The organism is Phenylobacterium sp. LjRoot97 (assembly GCF_964254345.1).
GTDB lineage: Bacteria > Pseudomonadota > Alphaproteobacteria > Caulobacterales > Caulobacteraceae > Phenylobacterium.
Window position 1 is genome coordinate 4,332,275 of sequence record NZ_CAXUTH020000001.1, and the last position, 18,115, is coordinate 4,350,389.

Below are 18,115 nucleotides of genomic sequence, written 5' to 3' on the forward strand. Positions count from 1 at the left end.
GGGGTCGATTGCGTTTGGGCCTATAGGAGTTCCGCCGCGTGTTTGACGCACTGACAGATCGGCTTTCCGGGGTCTTCGACCGCCTCTCCGGGCGGGGCGTGCTCTCGGAAAAGGACATCGACGAAGCCCTGCGCGAGGTGCGTGTCGCCTTGCTTGAGGCCGACGTCGCCCTGCCCGTCGTCCGCGAGTTCATCTCCAAGGCCAAGGAACGGGCCGCCGGCGAGGAGGTGATCCGCTCGATCCGCCCCGCCGATCAGGTGGTGAAGATCACCTATGACGGCCTGGTCGAGATGCTGGGCGGCGAGACCGCCGAGGGCCTGAACCTCGCGCTCAACCCGCCGACCGTCATCATGATGGCCGGCCTGCAGGGCTCGGGTAAGACCACCACCGCCGGCAAGCTGGCGCTGAAGCTCGCCAAGGACCGCAAGAAGGTCCTGCTGGCCTCGCTCGACACCCGCCGCCCCGCCGCCATGGAGCAGCTGGCGCTGCTGGCCAAGCAGGCCGGGGTCGAGAGCCTGCCGATCGTCGCTGGACAATCGGCCCCCGACATCGCCCGCCGGGCCATGTCCGCGGCCAAGCTGCAGGGCTTTGACGTCGTCGTCCTCGACACCGCCGGCCGCACCACCATCGACGAAGCGATGATGGCCGAGGCGGCCGAGATCGCGAAGATCGCCTCGCCCACCGAAACCCTGCTGGTCGCCGACAGCCTGACCGGCCAGGACGCGGTGCGCACCGCCACCGCCTTCCACGAGCGCCTGCCGCTGACCGGCCTGGTGCTGACCCGGGCCGACGGCGACGGCCGCGGCGGCGCGGCGCTGTCGATGCGCGCGGTCACCGGCCTGCCGATCAAGTTCCTCGGCGTCTCGGAAAAGATCGAAGGCCTCGACGTCTTCGACGCCCGCCGCGTGGCCGGCCGCATCCTCGGTCAGGGCGACGTCGTCGCGCTGGTCGAGAAGGCCGCCCAGGACCTGGACGTCGCCAAGACCGAGGCGATGGCCAAGAAGCTGGCCAAGGGTCAGTTCGACCTCGACATGATGGCCGAGCAGTTCAACCAGATGAAGCGCATGGGCGGCATGGAAGGCCTGATGGGCCTGCTGCCGGGCGTCCAGAAGGTCAAGAAGCAGCTCTCGGAAGCCAACGTCTCCGACAAGATGATCGACCGCCAGATGGCGATCATCTCCTCGATGACCAAGGCCGAGCGCAAGAAGCCCGACATCCTGCAGGCCTCGCGCAAGCGCCGCATCGCGGCCGGCGCCGGGGTCGACGTGGCCGAGATCAACCGGCTCCTGAAGCAGCATCGCCAGATGGCCGACGCCTTCAAGATGATGAGCCGAGACGGCGGCAAGGGCTTCGCCCGCATGGCCGGCATGATGGGCGGCGGCGGCATGGACCGCCTCAAGTCCCTGGGCGGCGGCAAGATGCCCGCGCCCGATCCCAAACAACTGGAAGAACTCGGCAAGCTGACGAGCCAGGGGGGCGGTCTGCCCGGCCTCGGCAGCCCTGGGAAGCTTCCTGGCCTCGGCAATCTGCCGCCGGGCTTCAACCCCTTCAAGAAATCCTAGAGCTTACAAAGGACTAACCCATGCTCAAGATCCGTCTCGCCCGTGGCGGCGCCAAGAAGCGCCCCTACTACAACATCGTCATCGCCGACTCGCACTCGCCGCGCGACGGCCGCTTCATCGAGAAGGTCGGCGCCTACAACCCGATGCTCAAGAAGGACGACCCGGCGCGCGTCACCCTGAAGGTCGAATCGATCCAGGCGTGGCTCAAGAAGGGCGCCCAGCCGACCGACCGCGTCGCCCGTTTCCTGGCCAACGAAGGCCTGGTGAAGTGGGAAGCCGGCAACAACCCGAACAAGGCCGAGCCGGGCCGCAAGGCCAAGGAACGCGCTGAAGAGCGCGCCCAACGCGAAGCTGACCGCGCCGCCGCCGCGGCCGAAGCCGCCGCTCAGCCGGCTCCGGAGCCGGAACCCGAAGCCGCTCCGGCCGAGGAAGCCCCGGCCGCCGAAGCCGCCGCTGAAGCTCCGGCTGCTGAAGAAGCTCCGGCCGCCGAAGGCGACGCCGAAAAGACCGAAGGCTAAGTCCAGCGCCGCTCACCCTGGCCTTCGGGACGGGGTGAGCTGGCCTTGGTTCGACCGACATGGGCGACGAAACGCACAATCTGATTTTCGTCGCCCAGGTCGGCGCCGCCCACGGCGTGCGAGGCGAGGTGAAGGTCACTACCTTCACCGCCGACCCCATGGCGCTGGCGAGCTACAAGACCTTGATGCGTCAGGACGGCTCGCCCGCCCTGACCATCGCTTCGGCCCGCCCGACCAAGGGCGGGATCGTCGCCCGCCTCAAGGGCGTGGACGACCGCAACGCCGCCGAGGCCCTGCGCGGCCTCAAGCTCTACATTTCCCGCGACAGCCTGCCGCCGCCCGAGGAGGACGAGTTCTATCTCGCCGACCTCATCGGCCTGACCGTCGAGACCGCCGCCGGCGAACCGCTGGGCAAGGTCAAGACCGTCCAGGACTTCGGCGCCGGGGACCTGCTCGAAATCCAGCCCAAGGTCGGTGCCAGCTGGTGGCTGCCCTTCACCCGCGAAGCCGTGCCCGAGGTGCGCATCGCCCAGGGCAAACTGATCGCCGAACCTCCCGCCGTCATCGAAGCCGACCCCAACGAGGGCCGCGAGGAAGACTGAGCCCTGGCGCCCGCCGCGCGCCGCCGTCTAGACTTGGCGAAGAAGACGACGGGGGAACCATGGACCAGAACGAACAGACCGTTCGCGACTTCATCGCCGCTTGGTCGCGGCTCGACGCCGATGAGCTGGTCGATTTTTTCACCGACGACGGGACCTACCACAACATGCCCTCGCGGCCGGTCGTCGGTCGGGAGAACCTGCGCGCCTTCATCGCCGGGTTCATGCGCGGTTGGACGTCAACCCAATGGGACGTGCTCACCCTGATCTCGCGCGGCGACGTCGTCGTGGCCGAGCGGCTGGATCGCACCATGGTCGGCGCGACCCCGGTCGACCTGCCGTGCTGCGGCGTGTTCCAGCTGGAAGGCGGCAAGATCAAGGTCTGGCGCGACTATTTCGACCTCGCCACCTACACCCGAGCGCTGCAGCCGGCCGCCTGATCAGGCCCTTTGGGCCAACACCGCCTCGCGCTGGCGGGCGAGATCGGCCCGCGCCTTGGCCATCAGCGTCTTGATCGCCGGATCGTCGCGCAGCACCAGCAGGTTCGGCTGCTGGTCCAGCCACAGGCTCTCGTCCCACAGGAAGACGCCGCGCCAGCCGTTCTGGTAGGCGGTCTCGAGCGCGGCGACCGCCTCGTTCCGCATGCCCTTCTCGGCGAACACCTTGGCGCGGGCGACCAGCCAGTCGTTCGGCGGCCGCTGGCCGGGCGTCGGGGCGGTAACCTTCATCACCTCGTCGAGCAGCCGCTTGGCCTGGGCCCGGTCGCCCGTCCGGTTCAGCGCGTGCGCCGCGACCGTCGGCATGGCCAGGTCCAGCCCGGTCACCGCCGGCTCCGGCGAGAAGATGTCGGGACGCAAGGTCTTCAGCGCCGCCACGCCCTCGGCGTACTTGCCGGTCATCACCGAGGCCTGGAACACGACCATCGGCCAGAACGGCTCGTCGTCCTTGGCCATCAACGAGCGGCCCATGGCCAGCGCGCCGCGCCAGTCGCCATCGTAGCAAAGGATGGTGACCTCGCCGAGTTCCTTGGCCGGCGACTCGCTGATCGCCCGCAACGCCGCGTCGGCGTCCTGGCGCAGGCCCAGGTTCATGTAGACCCACGAGGTCTGCAGCGAGATGAACGGGTCCTGGCCGGTGGCGATGGCCTTCAGCCACGGCTCGGCCTCGTCGAACCGGCCCTTCTCGGTCAGCACCATGGCCAGCTGGTACTTGGCCTGCTCGTAGTCGGGATAAAGCTCGGTCGCCGAATGGAACTGGCGCTGGGACTCGTCGAGCTGGCCGACATTAATCAGCGCCTTGCCGTAGGTCATGATCGTCGAGCGGTTCAGCGGATCGAGCGCCAGCGCCTTCCGCCCGAACGCCACCGCCTGCTCCGACTGCCCCAGATCGTTCAGGCGCGAGGCCTTAGCGCTCAACGCCTCGGGCTTGTTGGGCGCCAGCTTCAGGGTGCGGGCGATCGCCTCGTCGAAGGCCCGCTCGTACTGCGGGCCGCCGATCCGGATGCTCTGCACCCGCGCGATCATCGCCTTGGCCATCCAGACGTCCGGCGACTCCGGGTCGAGCTGCACCGCCTTGTCGATCGCCGCCTGGGCCACCCGGCCGGCCTCGCCGATGTCCATCGACAGTCCCTGCTGGGCCAGCACCATCGTCGCCTGGGCGTAGCCGGCGAAGGCCGCCGCGTTCCGCGGCTCCAGGTCCAACAGCTGCTCGAAGCCGGCCCGCGCGGCCTTCAGCGAGTCCGGATCCTGGCGGCGAAGCTGCGCCATCGAGGTGAGCTGGAGCGTGTAGGCGGCCGGATCGCGCGGTGTCTCGTCGGTCGGCCGCGCGCCCCGCAGGGCCAGCTTGACCTTCATCGCCTCGGCGACCGCCTCACCGATCTCGGTCTGCAGGTCCAGCGCGTCGATCATCTGGCGGTCATAGGTTTCCGACCACAGGTGAAACCCGTCCTTGCAGGCCACCAGCTGGCAAGTGACCCGCAGGCGGTCGCCCTCGCGCCGCACGCTGCCCTCGACCACGTTCGCCACGCCCAGCTTCTTGCCGACCTCGCGCAGGTCCTGGTTCTTGCCCTTGAAGTAGAAGCTCGAGGTGCGGCCGGCGACCTTCAGCTCCGGCGACTGGGCCAGGCTGTTGATCACCTCCTCGGTCAGGCCGTCGGCGAAGTACTCCGCGTCCTTAGCCTGGCTGAAGGTCTCGAAGGGCAGCACCGCCACCGACTTGTCCGGCGGTCCGCCGCCCAGCATCTGAATCGGGCCGCGCAGCACGCCGCTGACCTGCGCGGCGGTGACGCCCAGCACCAGACCAAGGCCTCCCAGCAGCAGCACGTCGAGCCGCGTGAGGCCGGCCTTCGCCGGCGCCTCCTCGCCTTCCGGCGTCTTCGTCCGGTGCACCGTGCCGTCCGGCGCGCGCTCGAACGCCCAGGCGATGACCATCGCGATCGGCAAGCCGAGCGCCAGGACGATCAGCGCCGCCTGGCTCGTCCACTTGGGAAATTCGAGCGTCTCGAAGATCGTCTTGGCGACCTGGAAAATCGCCCAGGCAGTCACCGTGTAGACAGCCGCCACACGGATGACGTTTCGACGCTTCAACTCACTGAGGAACTGTCCGAACACTCGCACGCCCCCTCCGAGGAAGCGTCGAGCCTAACAGTCAAAAAAGAAAGGCGGCAAGCCGGGGCTCGCCGCCACCTGGAACTACTTCTTCAGCCGCATCAGGCCTTCTTGGGCCACCGAGGCGACCAGGGTCCCGTCCTGGCCGTAGATCGCGCCGCGCACGAAGCCGCGGCCGCCCGAGGCGCTGGGGCTGTCCTGGGTGTAGAGGTGCCAGTCGTTGAAGTTCGACGCCTTGTGGAACCACATCGCGTGGTCGAGGCTGGCCGACTGCAGGCCCGGCGTCTGCCAGGCGACGCCGTGCGGACGCATCGCGGTCGACAGCAGGTTCATGTCCGAGGCGTAGGCCAGGATCACCTGGTGCATGCGCGCTTCGTCGCCGATCGGGGCCACGGCCCGCATCCAGGTGTCGCTCTTAGGCTCGCTCGGCTTGGGCTTGCGGCCGAAACCGTAGTTGTCGCGGCCGACCATCTCGATCGGGCGCGGCCGGTTCATCATCCGGCGCATCTCTTCGCTCATGCCGTCCTGGACGGCCTTCTTCGCCGCCTCGGCCTCGGCGGCCATGTCGTCGGGGCTGCGCACGGCCGGCATCGGGGCCTGGTGCTCAAAGCCCTCCTCGGCGACCTGGAACGAGGCGGCGAGGTTGAAGATCTGCTTGCCGTTCTGCACGGCGATCACCCGGCGGGTCGTGAAGGTGCCGCCGTCGCGCGAGCGGTCGACCTCGAACAGGATCGGGATGCGCGGGTCGCCCGGGCGGATGAAGTAGCAGTGCAGCGAGTGGCAGATCCGGTCCTCGACCGTCTCATAGGCCGCCAGCAGCGACTGGGCGATCACCTGGCCGCCGAAAATCCGGCCCGGACCGTCCTCGGGCGAAACGCCGCGGAAGGTGTTCACCTCGATACGCTCGAGGGCCAGGGACTCGGTGAGGACTTCGGGCGTTTCCATGGGATCTCTAAAAATGCTGCACGTGCGAAAGGAGCCGGATTACGCCCTAGGCGCACGCCCCGCAAGCGGCCAGGGAGCGACGTTCTCTTAAGGCGACCGTGGAAATCCTGCGGCGTTTCGTCCAAAAGCCGACCCATGTCCTTCGACGCCACCGTCCTGACCATGTTTCCCGAGGCCTATCCCGGCCCGCTCGGCGTCTCGCTGATCGGCACGGCGTGGCGCGAGCATGGGCTTTGGACGTTGGAAACAGTGGACATTCGCCAATTTTCCAAGGATAAGCGCGGCTTCCTCGACGACACCCCTGCGGGTGGCGGTCCTGGACAGGTTATGCGAGCGGACGTCATCGCAGCCGCGCTGGACAGCGTGGAGCGGCGGGGACGGCCGCTTTTGTACATGAGCGCACGGGGTCGGCCCCTGACCCAGGCGCGCGTGAGTGAATGGGCCAAGGGTCCGGGACTGATCGTCCTGGCCGGACGGTTCGAAGGGGTGGACCAGCGGGTGCTCGACGCCCGGGGGTTCGAGGAGATCAGCGTCGGAGACGCGGTCCTCGCCGGCGGCGAGGCGGCGTCCCTGGTGGCGATCGAAGCGTGCGTAAGGCTCGTGCCCGGCGTCCTCGGCCAGGCGGAGAGCTTGAGTGAAGAGAGTTTCGAGGACGGGCTCCTGGAGCACCCGCAGTACACGAGACCGCGGGAATTCGAGGGACTTGAGATACCGCCCGTACTGCTCAGCGGTCACCACGCCGATATCGGCAAGTGGCGGCGGAGCCAGCGCGAAGCGGCCACGCGGGAACGACGTCCGGACCTCTGGGCGGCGCATCTCGCCAATCAACAGGCAAAGGGCGAGTAAAGCCCAGTAGGACAAGGACGACCGATATGAACATCATCCAGCAGCTCGAAAAAGAAGAGCTCGACCGCCTCGCCGCCACCCGTTCGATCCCGGACTTCCAGGCTGGCGACACCCTTCGCGTCAACGTGAAGATCAAGGAAGGCGACCGTGAGCGCGTGCAGGCCTACGAAGGCGTCTGCATCGGCCGTCAAGGCGGCGGCGTGAACGAGAGCTTCACCGTCCGCAAGATTTCGTTCGGCGAAGGCGTGGAACGCGTGTTCCCGCTCTACTCCCCGAACATCGACTCCATCGAAGTGAAGCGTCGCGGCGTCGTCCGTCGCGCCAAGCTGTACTACCTGCGCGACCGTCGCGGTAAGTCGGCCCGGATCGCCGAGCGTCAAATCGCTCGCAACACCGAGACCACCGAAGCCTAAGCTTCGACACCTTCGAGACTACCCAGCGGGGGCCGTGGCGACACGGCCCCCGTTTTCGTTTGCGGCCCCTCCCCGCCGAAACATCCGCTGACTTCTCCCTCGCCTCTCCAGCGGGGAGAGGAAATGCCCGCACGCCCTCTTGTGTCCTGCCGTACGTCCACTAACTCTAATCATAAGAGTTACTGAGGAGCCCTCGCCATGCGCGCCAAGTCCTTCGCCGGCATGACCTGTTCCGTCGCCGGCGCGCTGGAGGCGATCGGCGACCGCTGGGCGGTGCTGCTGCTGCGCGACCTGTCGCTGGGCCTGTCGAAGTACGACGAGCTGCAGGCCTCGACCGGCATGCCGACCACCACGCTCTCGACCCGCCTCAAGCACCTGGAAAGCAGCGGCCTCGTCGAGCGCCGCCCCTACCAGGACAACCCGCCCCGCCACGAATACCGCCTGACCGACAAGGGCCGCGACCTTTGGAAGGTGCTGACCGCCCTGCGCGAGTGGGGCGACCGCTGGGACGCCAACGGCCTGGGCGCCTCGACCATCGAACTGGTCGACGGCCAGACCGGCCGCCCGCTGGTGCTGGCCCTGGTCGATCAGGAAACCGGCCAGGCCGTCCCACAGGCGCGCGCACGTCTGCGGCCCGGACCGATCGCCGCGCCAGGCCTGCGCAGACTTCTCGGAGAGCCCCAATGACCCTGACCCGCACCCGCTTCTTCTTCGACTTCCGCAGCCCCTACAGCTACCTGGCCAGCACCCAGCTAGGCGACCTGCCCGGCGAGTTCGACTGGCGCCCCTTCGACGTGCTGGAACTGATGAAACGGGTCGGCAACGTCCCCACCACGGTCATCTGCAAGCCCAAGCAGGCTTATGCGCGCCAGGATCTCGGCCGCTGGGCCGCGCTCTACGGCGCCCAGCTCAGCCCCAACCCCGGCATGGGCGGGATCGACGGGCCGAAGCTGCTGCACGCCGCCCTGGCGGCCCAGACGCTCGGCCAGGGCGAGGAAGCCGCCCGGAGGCTGTTCCGCGCCACGTGGGCGGGCGACGCGCCGCTGGCGACCAGCGCCGATCTCGCCGCCCTGCTCGCCGACCTCGGGGTCACGCCTGAGCTGATCGACGCCCCCGAACGCGCCGTCGAGCTCGAGGCCAACACCGCTGCGGCGGTCGAGGCCGGGGTCTTCGGCGCGCCCAGCTTCGTCACCGAAGGCGGCCTGCTGTTCTTCGGCAACGACCGCCTCGACTTCCTGCGCCGCGCCCTCGCGGCCTGATCCTCTCTCCCCAGAAGGAACGCCCAGATGAAACCGCTCGCCATCGTCACCGGGGTCGGCCCCGGGACCGGGTCCTCGATCGTCCGCAGGTTCGCCGCCGACGGCTACCGCGTGGCCATGCTGGCCCGGAACTTCGACCGCCTCGCCGCCCTGGCCCAGGAAATCCCCGACGCGGTCGCCGTGCCGGTCGACGTCTCAGACGCCCCCGCGCTGATCGCCGCGGTCGACGATCTGGTCGTCCGCTTCGGCACGCCCAAGGTGGTGGTGCACAACGCCGTCGGCGGGGCGTTCGGCAACTTCCTCGACATCGACCCGTCGGTGCTCGAGCAGAACTTCGCGACCAACGTCATGGCCCTGCACCACCTGGCCCGCCTGACGGTGCCGAAGATGATCGAGGCCGGCGGCGGCGCGCTGATCGTCACCGGCAACACCTCGGCCCTGCGCGGCAAGGCCAACTTCGCCGGCTTCGCCCCGACCAAGGCCGCCCAGCGCATCCTGGCCGAAGCCATCGCCCGCGAGGCCGGCCCCAAGGGCGTGCATGTCGCCTATCTGGTGATCGACGCGGTCATCGACGTGCCGTGGACCCGCGAGCGCTACAAGGACGCCCCCGACGACTTCTTCATCGCCCCCGACGACATCGCCGGCGAGGTCTTCCACCTGGCCCACCAGCCGAAAAGCGCCTGGTCGTTCCTCGCCGAAGTGCGGCCGTTCCGCGAGACCTGGTAGCGCCCAGCTTGTCGGGATCGGGGGCGCTCGGCTAAGCAGGGCGGCCATGCCGCTCGCGCTGATCATCTCCAGCCACGTCGCCGCCAGCCATGTCGGCGGAACGGCCCAGGCCAGCGCCCTTTCGATCCTGCGCATCGACACCATGGTCGCGCCGACCGTGCTCTACGGCCGTCATCCCGGCTGGGGCCCGCCCGGCGGCGCCAAGGTCGAGCCGGCCGTGCTCGAGGGCGTGCTGGCCGGCATCGAAGCCAACAAGCTCTTCGGCCAGACCGACCTGGTGCTGACCGGCTACTTCGCCTTCCCCGAACAGGTGCTGGCCGCCGCCCAGGCCATCGACGCGGTGCGCGGCGCCAAGCGCAGCGGCTATGGCGGCGAGGCTCCGCGCGCGCCGCTGGTCATCGTCGACCCGACCATCGGCGACGCGGGCAAAGGGCTCTACGTCCCGGCGCCGGTCGCCGAGGCGATCGCCGAGCATCTGGTCCCGCGCGCCGACATCCTGGCCCCCAACGCCTGGGAGCTGGCTCACCTGAGCGGCCTGCCGACCCGCACGCCGCAGGACGTGCTGGTCGCCGCCCGGCGGCTCGGCAAGCCGGCCCTGGTCTCCTCGGTCGGCCGGGCCAAGGAGATCGGCGTCGTCTACGTGCAGCCGGGCGAGGCCTGGATGGCCGCTCACCCGCGGCTGCCCTCCGCCCCCAAGGGCACCGGCGACCTGCTCAGCGCCCTGTTCGGCGCGGCGCTCCTCGACGGGCTGACCGGGTCCTATGCGCTGGGCCGCGCGGTCGGCGGCGTGGCCGAGACCGTCGCCGCCGCCCACGCCGCGGGCGCGGCCGAACTTCCCATCGTCGCCATGGCCCAGCGGCTGAAGGCGACCTCCCCCAGCGTGCGTTTGGAGCGATTGGCATGACCCCCGAGATCCACGGCCTCTGCCCCGATCGCTTCGCCGGCGTCCGCGCCGCCTTCGAGGACAACTTCGCCACCGGCCAGGAGCTCGGCGCGCGCTTCGCCCTCGTCGAGCGCGGCGAACTGGTCGTCGATCTCTGGGCCGGCTTCGCCGACCGCCAGCGCACCAAGACGTTCGACGATCGCACCCTGACGCCGGTGTTCTCGACCACCAAGGCGATCGCCGCCCTGCTGATCGCGCGGCTGGTCGACGCCGGAAAGCTCGACTACGCCCAGCCGGTCGCCGACGTCTGGCCGCAGTTCGCCCAGGCCGGAAAGGAAGCCGTCACCGTCGAGCAGGTGATGAGCCACCAGGAAGGCCTTTCCGGCTTTCCCGACGAGATGGAGCCCTCGCTCTGGTTCGACTGGGACGCGGTCTGCGCCAAGCTCGCCGCCATGGCCCCGCTCTGGCCGCCGGGAACCGCCAGCGGCTACCACCCGATCACCTTCGGCTACCTGGCCGGCGAGATCTTCCGCCGGGTCGACGGGCGGACCATGGGCACGGCCCTGCGCGAGGACCTGGCGCAGCCTTTCGGCCTCGACCTCTGGATCGGCTTGCCCGACGCCGAGCACGGCCGCGTCGCCGACCTGCAGCGGCCGAACGGCCTGCCGAACTTCGGCGAGATCAATGCGGCGACCAAGGCCGCCTTCCTGACCCCCTGGTCCTCGCCCGCCGGCCGCGGCCAGGCCGAGTGGCGGCGAATCGAGATCCCCTCCGCCAACGGCCACGCCACCGCCCCGGCCCTGGCCCGGCTGATCGGCGCCCTGGCCAATGACGGCTGGCTGGACGGCGAGACCATCCTCTCTCCGGCCCTGATCGCCGAGGCCTCGCGCGAGCGGATCCACGGCCAGGACCTGGTGCTGCCGTTCGTGATGAGCTGGGGCGCCGGCTTCATGCGCAACAGCGCGGTCAAGGTCTGGGGCCCGGGCGAGCAGACCTTCGGCCATTCGGGCTGGGGCGGCTCCTGCGCCTTCGCCGATCCGGAGACGGGCCTGGCCGGGGCCTATGTGATGAATAAGCAGTCGACCGACCTGATCGGCGACGCCCGCGCCAAGCGGCTGATCGAGGCGGCCTACGCCGCGCTCTGAGCCGCCAGCATCCGGCTGCGCCGCCAGGCGCCGAACGCGAACACCACCGCCCCGCCCCAGATGAAGGCGAACGAGACACCGCGCAGCGGCGTGAACGGCTCGCCCTGCATCACCCCCATCACGAAGGTCATGCTGGGGGCGATGAACTGCAGGAAGCCCATGGCCGAGAACGGGATCCGCCGCGCCGCCCACGAGAACATCATCAGCGGCAACGCCGTCATCGGCCCGCAGGCCAACAGCCAGGCCGCCGCCGCCGGGCTGGCCGTGAAGTGACCCTGGCCCTGGCTCTGCAGCCAGGCGATCAGCACCGCGCCGGGCAGGCCCAGGATCAGGCACTCGATCAGGAGGCCGGTCTGCGCCTCGGCCGCCACCCGCTTGCGGATGATCCCGTAGGCGCAAAAGCTCGTCGCCAGGGTCAGCGAGATGATCGGCAGGTGGCCCAGGGCGAAGGTCTGGATCACCACCCCGACCCCGGCCAGGGCGATCGCGCCCTTGCCGATGGCGTCCATCCGCTCACGGAAGATCAGCGCCCCGGCCGCCATCGCCATCAGCGGATTGATGAAATAGCCGAGGCTGGTCTCCAGCACCCGGCCGTTGTTCACCGCCCAGATGAACACCAGCCAGTTGACCGCAATGATCGCGGCCGACAGCGCCAGCCAGGCCATGGTGCGGCCGTTGCGCAGCACCGCCGCCAGCTGCCTGGTCTGGCCGGCCAGCGCCACGAACAGGAAGGCGGTCGGCACCGCCCAGAGCGTGCGGTGGGCGAGCAGCTCCCAGGCCCCGATGCCCATCCGGCCCATGATTTGGAAGGCCAGCGGCACCAGCCCCCAGATCAGATAGCAGCCAGCCCCGACCGCGAGCGCGGAACCGTTGATGCGGGCGGAATCGTCCTGAGCCATGGCTGAGCCGGTCGGAGTGAGCTTGGAACCGGACAGAGACCGGTCGGGCCGCCCTACCTAGGCCGCCCGCGCCGCCGGGCAAGCGGAATTCGCCGCCGATGCGCGGAGATCGGACGCCGCGCGTTCAGAGACCCAGCACGTCGGCCAAGGCGGCCACCACCTGATCGACGTCCTCGTCGGCCATGCCGGGATAGAGCGGCAGCGACAGGCAGCGCTCGTACCAGGCGCTGGCCCCCGGCAGCTCCCGTTCGCCGTAGCGCTCACGGTAATAGGGCTGCGTGTGGACCGGAATGTAGTGCACCTGGGTGCCTACACCGCGCTCGCGCAGCGCCTCGACCACCTCGCGGCGCGAGCGGCCGGCGGCCTCGAAGTTGATCAGCGCCACCATGAGGTGGAGAACCGGGTCGCTCCAGTCGGGGCGGCTCGCTTGCACGACCAGCGGCGCCAGCGGCTTCAGCGCCGCCTCGTAGCGCGCCGCCAGGATCCGTCGCCGCGCGGCGAAGGCGTCCAGCTTGGCCAGCTGCGAAATCCCCAGCGCGCAGAGGATGTCGGGCAGCCGGTAGTTGAAGCCGATCTCCGGCATCTCGTACCACCAGGGATCGCCGCCGGCCGGCCGGATCATGCCGTGGCTGCGCAGCCGGCGCAGGCGTTCGGCCAGCCGCGGGTCGTTGGTGGTGACCATCCCGCCCTCGCCGGTGGCGATGGTCTTCACCGGATGGAACGAGAAGGTCGCCATCGCCGAGTGCGCGCAGTCGCCGACCTGCTCGGCGGTGTTGCCGAACTTCAGGGTCGAACCCAGGGCGTGCGGCGCGTCCTCGACCAGCACCGCGCCCGCGGTCTTGGCCAGGGCCTCCAGCGCCGGCAGTTCGGCGGTGTCGCCGCGCAGGTGCACCGGCAGCACTGCGCGCAACCGCCGTCCCTCCAGCTGGGTCATAGCCTCGGCCAGCGTCTCGGGCGTCATCAGCCCGGTCTGCGGATCGACGTCGGCGAACACCACCTCGGCGCCGACGAACCGCGCGCAGTTGGCGGTGGCCAGGAAGGTGATCGACGGCGCGATCACCACCTCGCCCTCCTGAACCTCGAGCGCCAGCATCGCCAGGTGCAGCGCCGCGGTGCCGTTGGAACACGCCACGGCGTACTGGGCGCCGACCTTCTGCGCGAAGGCGGTCTCGAACGCCTCGACGGTCGGCCCGGTGGTCAGGAAATCGCCCCGCAGCGCCTGCGCCACCGCGGCGATGTCGTCCTCGTCGATGGTCTGGCGGCCGTAGGGCAGCATGACGCTCAGTCCGTCGCCCGGCGGCGGCGGTGCTCGGGCGCGCCGTCGGCCAGCAGCGCCAGCAGCCCCTCGCCGCTCAGCCACTCGTCATTGGTGTCGCTGGCGTACGAGAAGTTCTCGGCCACCATCGGATGGGTCTTGGCGTAGGACTCGCGGCCGAACTCTACAAAGGCCGGCTCGATGGCGTAGCGGTCGCCCAGGTCGACCGTGGTGCGCGCATCGTCGGCCGAGATCATCATCTCGTGCAGCTTCTCGCCCGGCCGGATGCCGATCACCCGCACCCCGACGCCCGGCGACATGGCCTCGGCCAGGTCGGTCATCTTCATCGAGGGGATCTTGGGCACGAAGATCTCACCGCCGCGCATGATCTCCAGCGAGGACAGCACGAAGTCGACGCCCTGGTTGAGCGTGATCCAGAACCGCGTCATCCGGGCGTCGGTGATCGGCAGCTCCTTCTCACCGCGGGCCAGCAGCCGCTCGAACAGCGGGGCGACCGACCCGCGCGAACCGACCACGTTGCCATAGCGCACCACCGAGAACCGGGTGCCGATGTCGCCCGACAGGTTGTTGGCGGCCACGAAGGTCTTGTCCGAGGCGAGCTTCGTCGCGCCGTACAGGTTCACCGGGTTGCAGGCCTTGTCGGTGGACAGCGCCACCACCTGCTTGATGCGGTTGGACAGGCACGCCCAGACCACGTTCTCGGCGCCCATGATGTTGGTGTGGATGCACTCCGAGGGATTGTACTCCGCCGCCGGCACCTGCTTCAGCGCCGCGGCGTGGATCACGATGTCGACCCCGCGCATGGCCAGGGTCAGCCGCTCGCGGTCGCGCACGTCGCCCAGGAAGAAACGCATGCAAGTCAGCGTCTCGGGATCGAACTTCTCGGCCAGGTCGATCTGCATCTCGTGCTGCTTGAGCTCGTCGCGCGAGAACACGATCAGCTTGCGCGGCTTGGCGCGCATCAGCACGGTTTCAATGAACCGGCGCCCGAAGGAGCCGGTCCCGCCGGTGACGAAGATCACCTTGCCGTCGAGGTCGAGGTTGGTGGCTGCGAACCGGCCCAAAAGCGGCGCTCCAATACAAGAACTGCGAATCGTCGCCGCACTGTCTGGCCTAGCTCGTAAAGAGAGCTCTAACCATGATGTGGCGTGGTGTCGCCATGGACCGCCGCCGCCTCCTTAGTCTCGCCGCCGTGCTCGCCGCGCCCGGGCTGATGGCCGCTGCACCGAAGAAGGACGACAAGAAGAAGACCGTCTCCGGCACCTATGTCGAGATCAACACCCTGACCGCCAGCGTCATGCGCCCCAGCGGCCGGCGCGGCGTGATGACCGTGCAGACCATTCTCGACGTGCCCGACGCCAAGCTGCGCGCCAAGGCCGAGAGCGTGGTGCCGCGCATCCGCGCCGCCTTCGTCCAGACCCTGCAGATCTACGCCTCGGGCATGACCCCGGCCACCCCGCCCAACCCCGACGTCCTCGGCCCCGCCCTGCAACGCGACGCCGACCGCATCCTCGGGCAGAAGGGCGCGAAGGTGCTGCTGGGCACGATGCTGATCAACTAGCGGGGCTGCGCGGACTGACCGGCGCTCAATCCGCCTTTGATCGGTCCGTTCCCAGCGGAGCGAGGTATTCCTCGTCCGTCACCTTCTCCATCCATGTCACGGGAACCGTTCCCGGATTCCTGGATCGCGATGTGGGTCATGGCCTGATGAGCCGTCGCCCCATGCCAGTGCTTGTGCTCGGCCGGGCACCAAAGGATGTCGCCGGCATGGAATTCGAGTTTCGGCCCGCCCTCGAGCTGGGTCCAGCCGACGCCCTCGGTGACGATCAGCGTCTGGCCGGCCGGATGGGTGTGCCAAGCCGTGCGGGCGCCGGGCTCGAAGTGAACGATGGCGCCGCTCACCCGGGACGGGGCGGGGCGCTGAAACTGGCCGGTGATCGTCGCCTTGCCGGTGAAGTACTCGGCCGGCCCCTCGACGGTCTTCTGTTCGGCCTTGCGGGTGATGTCCATGGTTGGGGTCCTTCCGGCCGGCTCCGCCGCGTGGGCGGAGCCGGCTGTGGCGAAGAGGGCGAGCGCGAGGACTGAACGCATCGGATGGGCCTTCGTCGCTAGATATTGCGCGTGAAGAAGGCGGCGATCGCGTCGAACGGGATCTTTTCGAGCCGGTCATAGAGATCGACGTGGTCGGCGTTTGGAACGATCACGAGCTCCTTCGGTCCTGCCGCGTCCCGGTGAGCGTCCTCCGAGAAATATCGGGAGTGGGCGTTCTGGCCGGCGATCAACAGGATCGGCCGCGGCGCGATCTCCTTGATGTAGGTCAGGAGGGGCATGTTCATGAACGACAGGGCGTTCGTCGCCGTCCAGGCGCCGTTCGAGTTGGGCGAGCGAGGGTGAAAGCCGCGCGGCGTCCGGTAGTAGTCGAAGTACATCTGCGTGACCGGGTCGGTGACGCCATCCAGCGTCTCGGGCAGGATCCGGGGTCCGGGCGCAGGGGAGCCCCGCTCAGCGTCCGCCCAGCGCTGCCGGCTCATCGTCTCAAGCATTTGCGCGCGGTCCTGGGCGGTGAGCTTGTCGTAGTAGCCGTGCGCCATCACCCGCGACATGTCGTACATGCTGGTGGTCGCGACCGCCTTGATGCGCTTGTCGACGGCGGCGGCGTTCAGCGCCATGCCGGCCCAGCCGCAGATGCCGATGGCGCCGATGCGCTCGCGGTCCACGCCGGTCTGCAGGCCGAGGAAGTCGACGGCGGCGCTGAGGTCTTCGGTGTTGATGTCGGGCGAGGCGACATTTCGCGGCTCGCCGCCACTCTCACCTGTGAATGAGGGGTCGAACGCCAGGGCGACGTAGCCGCGCTCGGCCATGGTCTGGGCGTAAAGACCCGACGACTGCTCCTTGACCGCGCCGAACGGCCCGCTGACCGCCAAGGCCGGAAGACGCTGCGCTCCGCGCTCCTTGGGCGTGTAGAGATCGCCGACCAGGGTCAGGCCGTACCGGTTCTTGAAGCTGACCTTGGCGTGATCGACCTTGGCGCTGCGGGGGAAGGTCTTGTCCCACTCGTTCGACATGACTTGAGCCTTTGCTGGGATGGGAGGGAGGGCGGACGCCGCACCGGCGGCGACCAGACCGACGGCGGTGAGCCTGAGGACGTCACGGCGGGCGGGGCTTCGGGAGGCAGGAGGCGGCATCGCGATGGTTCCTTGGAGTGGGCTCAGGTCCGCGAGCGGCTGGCGAAGGCTGTGAGCGCGGCCGAGCTGAGCAGGATGGCCGCGCCAGCGGCGAAGGCGGCGGCGTAGCCGCTCGCGTCGACCAGCATCCCCCCGAGCGCGGCGCCCAGGGTGATCGCCAGTTGGATGACAGCCACCATCAGCCCGCCGCCGGCTTCGGCGTCCTCGGGAAGGGTTTGGCTCAGCCAGGTCCACCAGGCGGCCGACGAGGGCGTGCTGATCAGGCCCCACAACAGGAGCAGGCCGGCGGTGATGACAGGGGAGGCCCCGAGGACGATGAGGCCGACGGCGAGCCCGGCCATCGCGAGAGGCGGGCCGACCAAGGTCGCCTGCAGCCGTCTCTTCAGCATCGGACCGATCAGGATCGAACCGACCAGGCCCGCGAGACCGATGAGCAGCAGAAACAGCGAGAGGATCGCCGGTCCGATGCGGGTCACGTTCTCCAGGAAAGGCCGCAGGTACGTGAACAGCGCGAACCGACCGGCGAACAGCGCGGCGACGGCGGCCATGCCGATGGCGACCTGCGGGACCCGCAGGACGCTGAACACCCCGGAAGGGCGTGGCCCAGAGGGGCGCTGCCCGGAGGTCGGCGGCAGGGCGGGCAGGGTGAAATACTGCCAGGCGAAGGTCAGGACGCCGAGCGGAACGACGAGGAAGAAGGCCCCCCGCCAGCCGATGTACTGGCCAAGGAAGGCGCCCAGCGGCGCGGCGATCGTGGTGGCCAGGGCGTTGCCGCCGTTGAGCAGGTTGAGAGCGCGGGGAACCTCGTCCTGCGGCACGAGGCGCATGACCGTAGCGGCCGACATCGACCAGAACCCCCCGACGACCACGCCGATCAGAGCGCGGCCGGCCATGAACAGGGCGGCGTTCGGCGCGAAGGCCACCGTCAGGCCGGAGAGGATCATCAGGCCTGTCAGCGCGAGCAGCACGCGTCGACGGTCAAGGTCCCGGATAAGCCTCGGGATGAGCAGGCTGGTGATCACGGCGAAGGCGCCGGAGATGGCGATCGCCTGCCCCGCCTGGCCCTGGGTGACGTGGAGATCCTCAGCGATGGGGGTGAGCAGGCTGACGGGAAGAAACTCAGAGGCGATCAGGGCCGAGACGCATAACGTCAGCGCGTAGACCGCGCCCCACCCGCGACGGCGCGGCGCGAGGACTTCGCTCTCGAATGCAGGTTGGGCGGACATCGGTTCTCACAGCGGTCGGGCCGATCG

At 69.2% G+C, this 18,115-nt stretch carries 19 protein-coding genes and 1 pseudogene; 12 read left to right on the top strand and 8 right to left on the bottom strand.

The features are described from left to right. Positions 1-38: 38 nt before the first annotated feature. Genes ffh through ACSQ2H_RS21515 form a run of 4 tightly spaced genes read left to right on the top strand, consistent with a single transcriptional unit; the run spans position 39 to position 3,119 of the window. Positions 39-1,562 (top strand): signal recognition particle protein, encoded by a 1,524-nt coding sequence (gene ffh / locus ACSQ2H_RS21500; protein ID WP_436063399.1) that lies wholly within the window; start codon positions 39-41, stop codon positions 1,560-1,562. Between the two features lie 20 nt (positions 1,563-1,582). Further along, positions 1,583-2,080 (top strand): 30S ribosomal protein S16, encoded by a 498-nt coding sequence (rpsP, locus tag ACSQ2H_RS21505; protein WP_436063400.1) that lies wholly within the window; start codon positions 1,583-1,585, stop codon positions 2,078-2,080. A 59-nt stretch (positions 2,081-2,139) separates the two neighbouring features. Then, a complete protein-coding gene (gene rimM, locus ACSQ2H_RS21510) occupies positions 2,140-2,682 on the top strand; it encodes a ribosome maturation factor RimM (RefSeq protein ID WP_436063401.1) in 543 nt (180 codons plus the stop codon). Positions 2,683-2,741: 59 nt separating this feature from the next. Further along, complete coding sequence (locus ACSQ2H_RS21515; RefSeq protein ID WP_436063402.1) at positions 2,742-3,119, top strand: nuclear transport factor 2 family protein; 378 nt, start codon at positions 2,742-2,744, stop codon at positions 3,117-3,119. Here ACSQ2H_RS21515 and ACSQ2H_RS21520 read toward each other — a convergent pair whose 3' ends face one another. Beyond that, a complete protein-coding gene (locus tag ACSQ2H_RS21520) occupies positions 3,120-5,294 on the bottom strand; it encodes a tetratricopeptide repeat protein (protein ID WP_436063403.1) in 2,175 nt (724 codons plus the stop codon). Between the two features lie 75 nt (positions 5,295-5,369). Next, positions 5,370-6,230 (bottom strand): acyl-CoA thioesterase, encoded by an 861-nt coding sequence (locus ACSQ2H_RS21525; protein WP_436063404.1) that lies wholly within the window; start codon positions 6,228-6,230, stop codon positions 5,370-5,372. 135 nt (positions 6,231-6,365) lie between these two features. Here ACSQ2H_RS21525 and trmD point away from each other — a divergent pair. The 7 genes and pseudogenes from trmD to ACSQ2H_RS21560 all read left to right on the top strand — a co-directional run. Further along, a pseudogene (trmD, locus tag ACSQ2H_RS21530) lies at positions 6,366-7,099 on the top strand (tRNA (guanosine(37)-N1)-methyltransferase TrmD); the annotation flags it as partial. A gap of 3 nt (positions 7,100-7,102) precedes the next feature. After that, on the top strand, positions 7,103-7,489 hold the full coding sequence (gene rplS, locus ACSQ2H_RS21535) for a 50S ribosomal protein L19 (RefSeq protein WP_436063601.1): 387 nt from the start codon (positions 7,103-7,105) through the stop codon (positions 7,487-7,489). A gap of 198 nt (positions 7,490-7,687) precedes the next feature. Next, entirely contained in the window at positions 7,688-8,176 is a 489-nt protein-coding gene (locus ACSQ2H_RS21540) for a winged helix-turn-helix transcriptional regulator (RefSeq protein ID WP_436063405.1), read from the top strand. Continuing rightward, positions 8,173-8,748: a 2-hydroxychromene-2-carboxylate isomerase gene (locus ACSQ2H_RS21545; RefSeq protein ID WP_436063406.1), complete on the top strand. Its 576-nt coding sequence runs from the start codon at positions 8,173-8,175 to the stop codon at positions 8,746-8,748. The genes ACSQ2H_RS21540 and ACSQ2H_RS21545 overlap by 4 nt, the downstream gene beginning before the upstream one ends. 27 nt (positions 8,749-8,775) lie before the next feature. Further along, positions 8,776-9,474, top strand: a complete 699-nt coding sequence (locus ACSQ2H_RS21550; RefSeq protein WP_436063407.1) for an SDR family NAD(P)-dependent oxidoreductase — start codon at positions 8,776-8,778, stop codon at positions 9,472-9,474. A gap of 46 nt (positions 9,475-9,520) precedes the next feature. Beyond that, entirely contained in the window at positions 9,521-10,378 is an 858-nt protein-coding gene (locus tag ACSQ2H_RS21555; protein WP_436063408.1) for a bifunctional hydroxymethylpyrimidine kinase/phosphomethylpyrimidine kinase, read from the top strand. Further along, complete coding sequence (locus tag ACSQ2H_RS21560) at positions 10,375-11,502, top strand: serine hydrolase domain-containing protein (protein WP_436063409.1); 1,128 nt, start codon at positions 10,375-10,377, stop codon at positions 11,500-11,502. The genes ACSQ2H_RS21555 and ACSQ2H_RS21560 overlap by 4 nt, the downstream gene beginning before the upstream one ends. Here the strand turns inward: ACSQ2H_RS21560 and rarD are convergent. The 3 genes from rarD to pseB all read right to left on the bottom strand — a co-directional run bounded on the left by rarD (position 11,487) and on the right by pseB (position 14,741). Continuing rightward, positions 11,487-12,401 carry an EamA family transporter RarD gene (gene rarD, locus ACSQ2H_RS21565; protein WP_436063410.1) on the bottom strand — a complete coding sequence of 305 codons (915 nt, stop codon included), beginning with the start codon at positions 12,399-12,401 and terminating at the stop codon, positions 11,487-11,489. The two genes, ACSQ2H_RS21560 and rarD, sit on opposite strands and share 16 nt — an antisense overlap. A 124-nt stretch (positions 12,402-12,525) precedes the next feature. Further along, positions 12,526-13,677: a UDP-4-amino-4,6-dideoxy-N-acetyl-beta-L-altrosamine transaminase gene (pseC, locus tag ACSQ2H_RS21570; protein ID WP_436063411.1), complete on the bottom strand. Its 1,152-nt coding sequence runs from the start codon at positions 13,675-13,677 to the stop codon at positions 12,526-12,528. A gap of 5 nt (positions 13,678-13,682) precedes the next feature. Continuing rightward, positions 13,683-14,741: a UDP-N-acetylglucosamine 4,6-dehydratase (inverting) gene (pseB, locus tag ACSQ2H_RS21575; protein WP_436063412.1), complete on the bottom strand. Its 1,059-nt coding sequence runs from the start codon at positions 14,739-14,741 to the stop codon at positions 13,683-13,685. A 74-nt stretch (positions 14,742-14,815) separates the two neighbouring features. Here pseB and ACSQ2H_RS21580 point away from each other — a divergent pair, with 74 nt between their 5' ends. Beyond that, positions 14,816-15,238 carry a hypothetical protein gene (locus tag ACSQ2H_RS21580; protein ID WP_436063413.1) on the top strand — a complete coding sequence of 141 codons (423 nt, stop codon included), beginning with the start codon at positions 14,816-14,818 and terminating at the stop codon, positions 15,236-15,238. Here the strand turns inward: ACSQ2H_RS21580 and ACSQ2H_RS21585 are convergent. The 3 genes from ACSQ2H_RS21585 to ACSQ2H_RS21595 form a co-directional block, all read right to left on the bottom strand. Beyond that, entirely contained in the window at positions 15,235-15,687 is a 453-nt protein-coding gene (locus ACSQ2H_RS21585) for a (R)-mandelonitrile lyase (RefSeq protein WP_436063414.1), read from the bottom strand. The two genes, ACSQ2H_RS21580 and ACSQ2H_RS21585, sit on opposite strands and share 4 nt — an antisense overlap. A gap of 98 nt (positions 15,688-15,785) precedes the next feature. After that, positions 15,786-16,742: an alpha/beta hydrolase gene (locus ACSQ2H_RS21590; protein ID WP_436063415.1), complete on the bottom strand. Its 957-nt coding sequence runs from the start codon at positions 16,740-16,742 to the stop codon at positions 15,786-15,788. A gap of 143 nt (positions 16,743-16,885) precedes the next feature. Then, complete coding sequence (locus ACSQ2H_RS21595) at positions 16,886-18,088, bottom strand: MFS transporter (RefSeq protein WP_436063416.1); 1,203 nt, start codon at positions 18,086-18,088, stop codon at positions 16,886-16,888. Positions 18,089-18,115 lie beyond the last annotated feature (27 nt).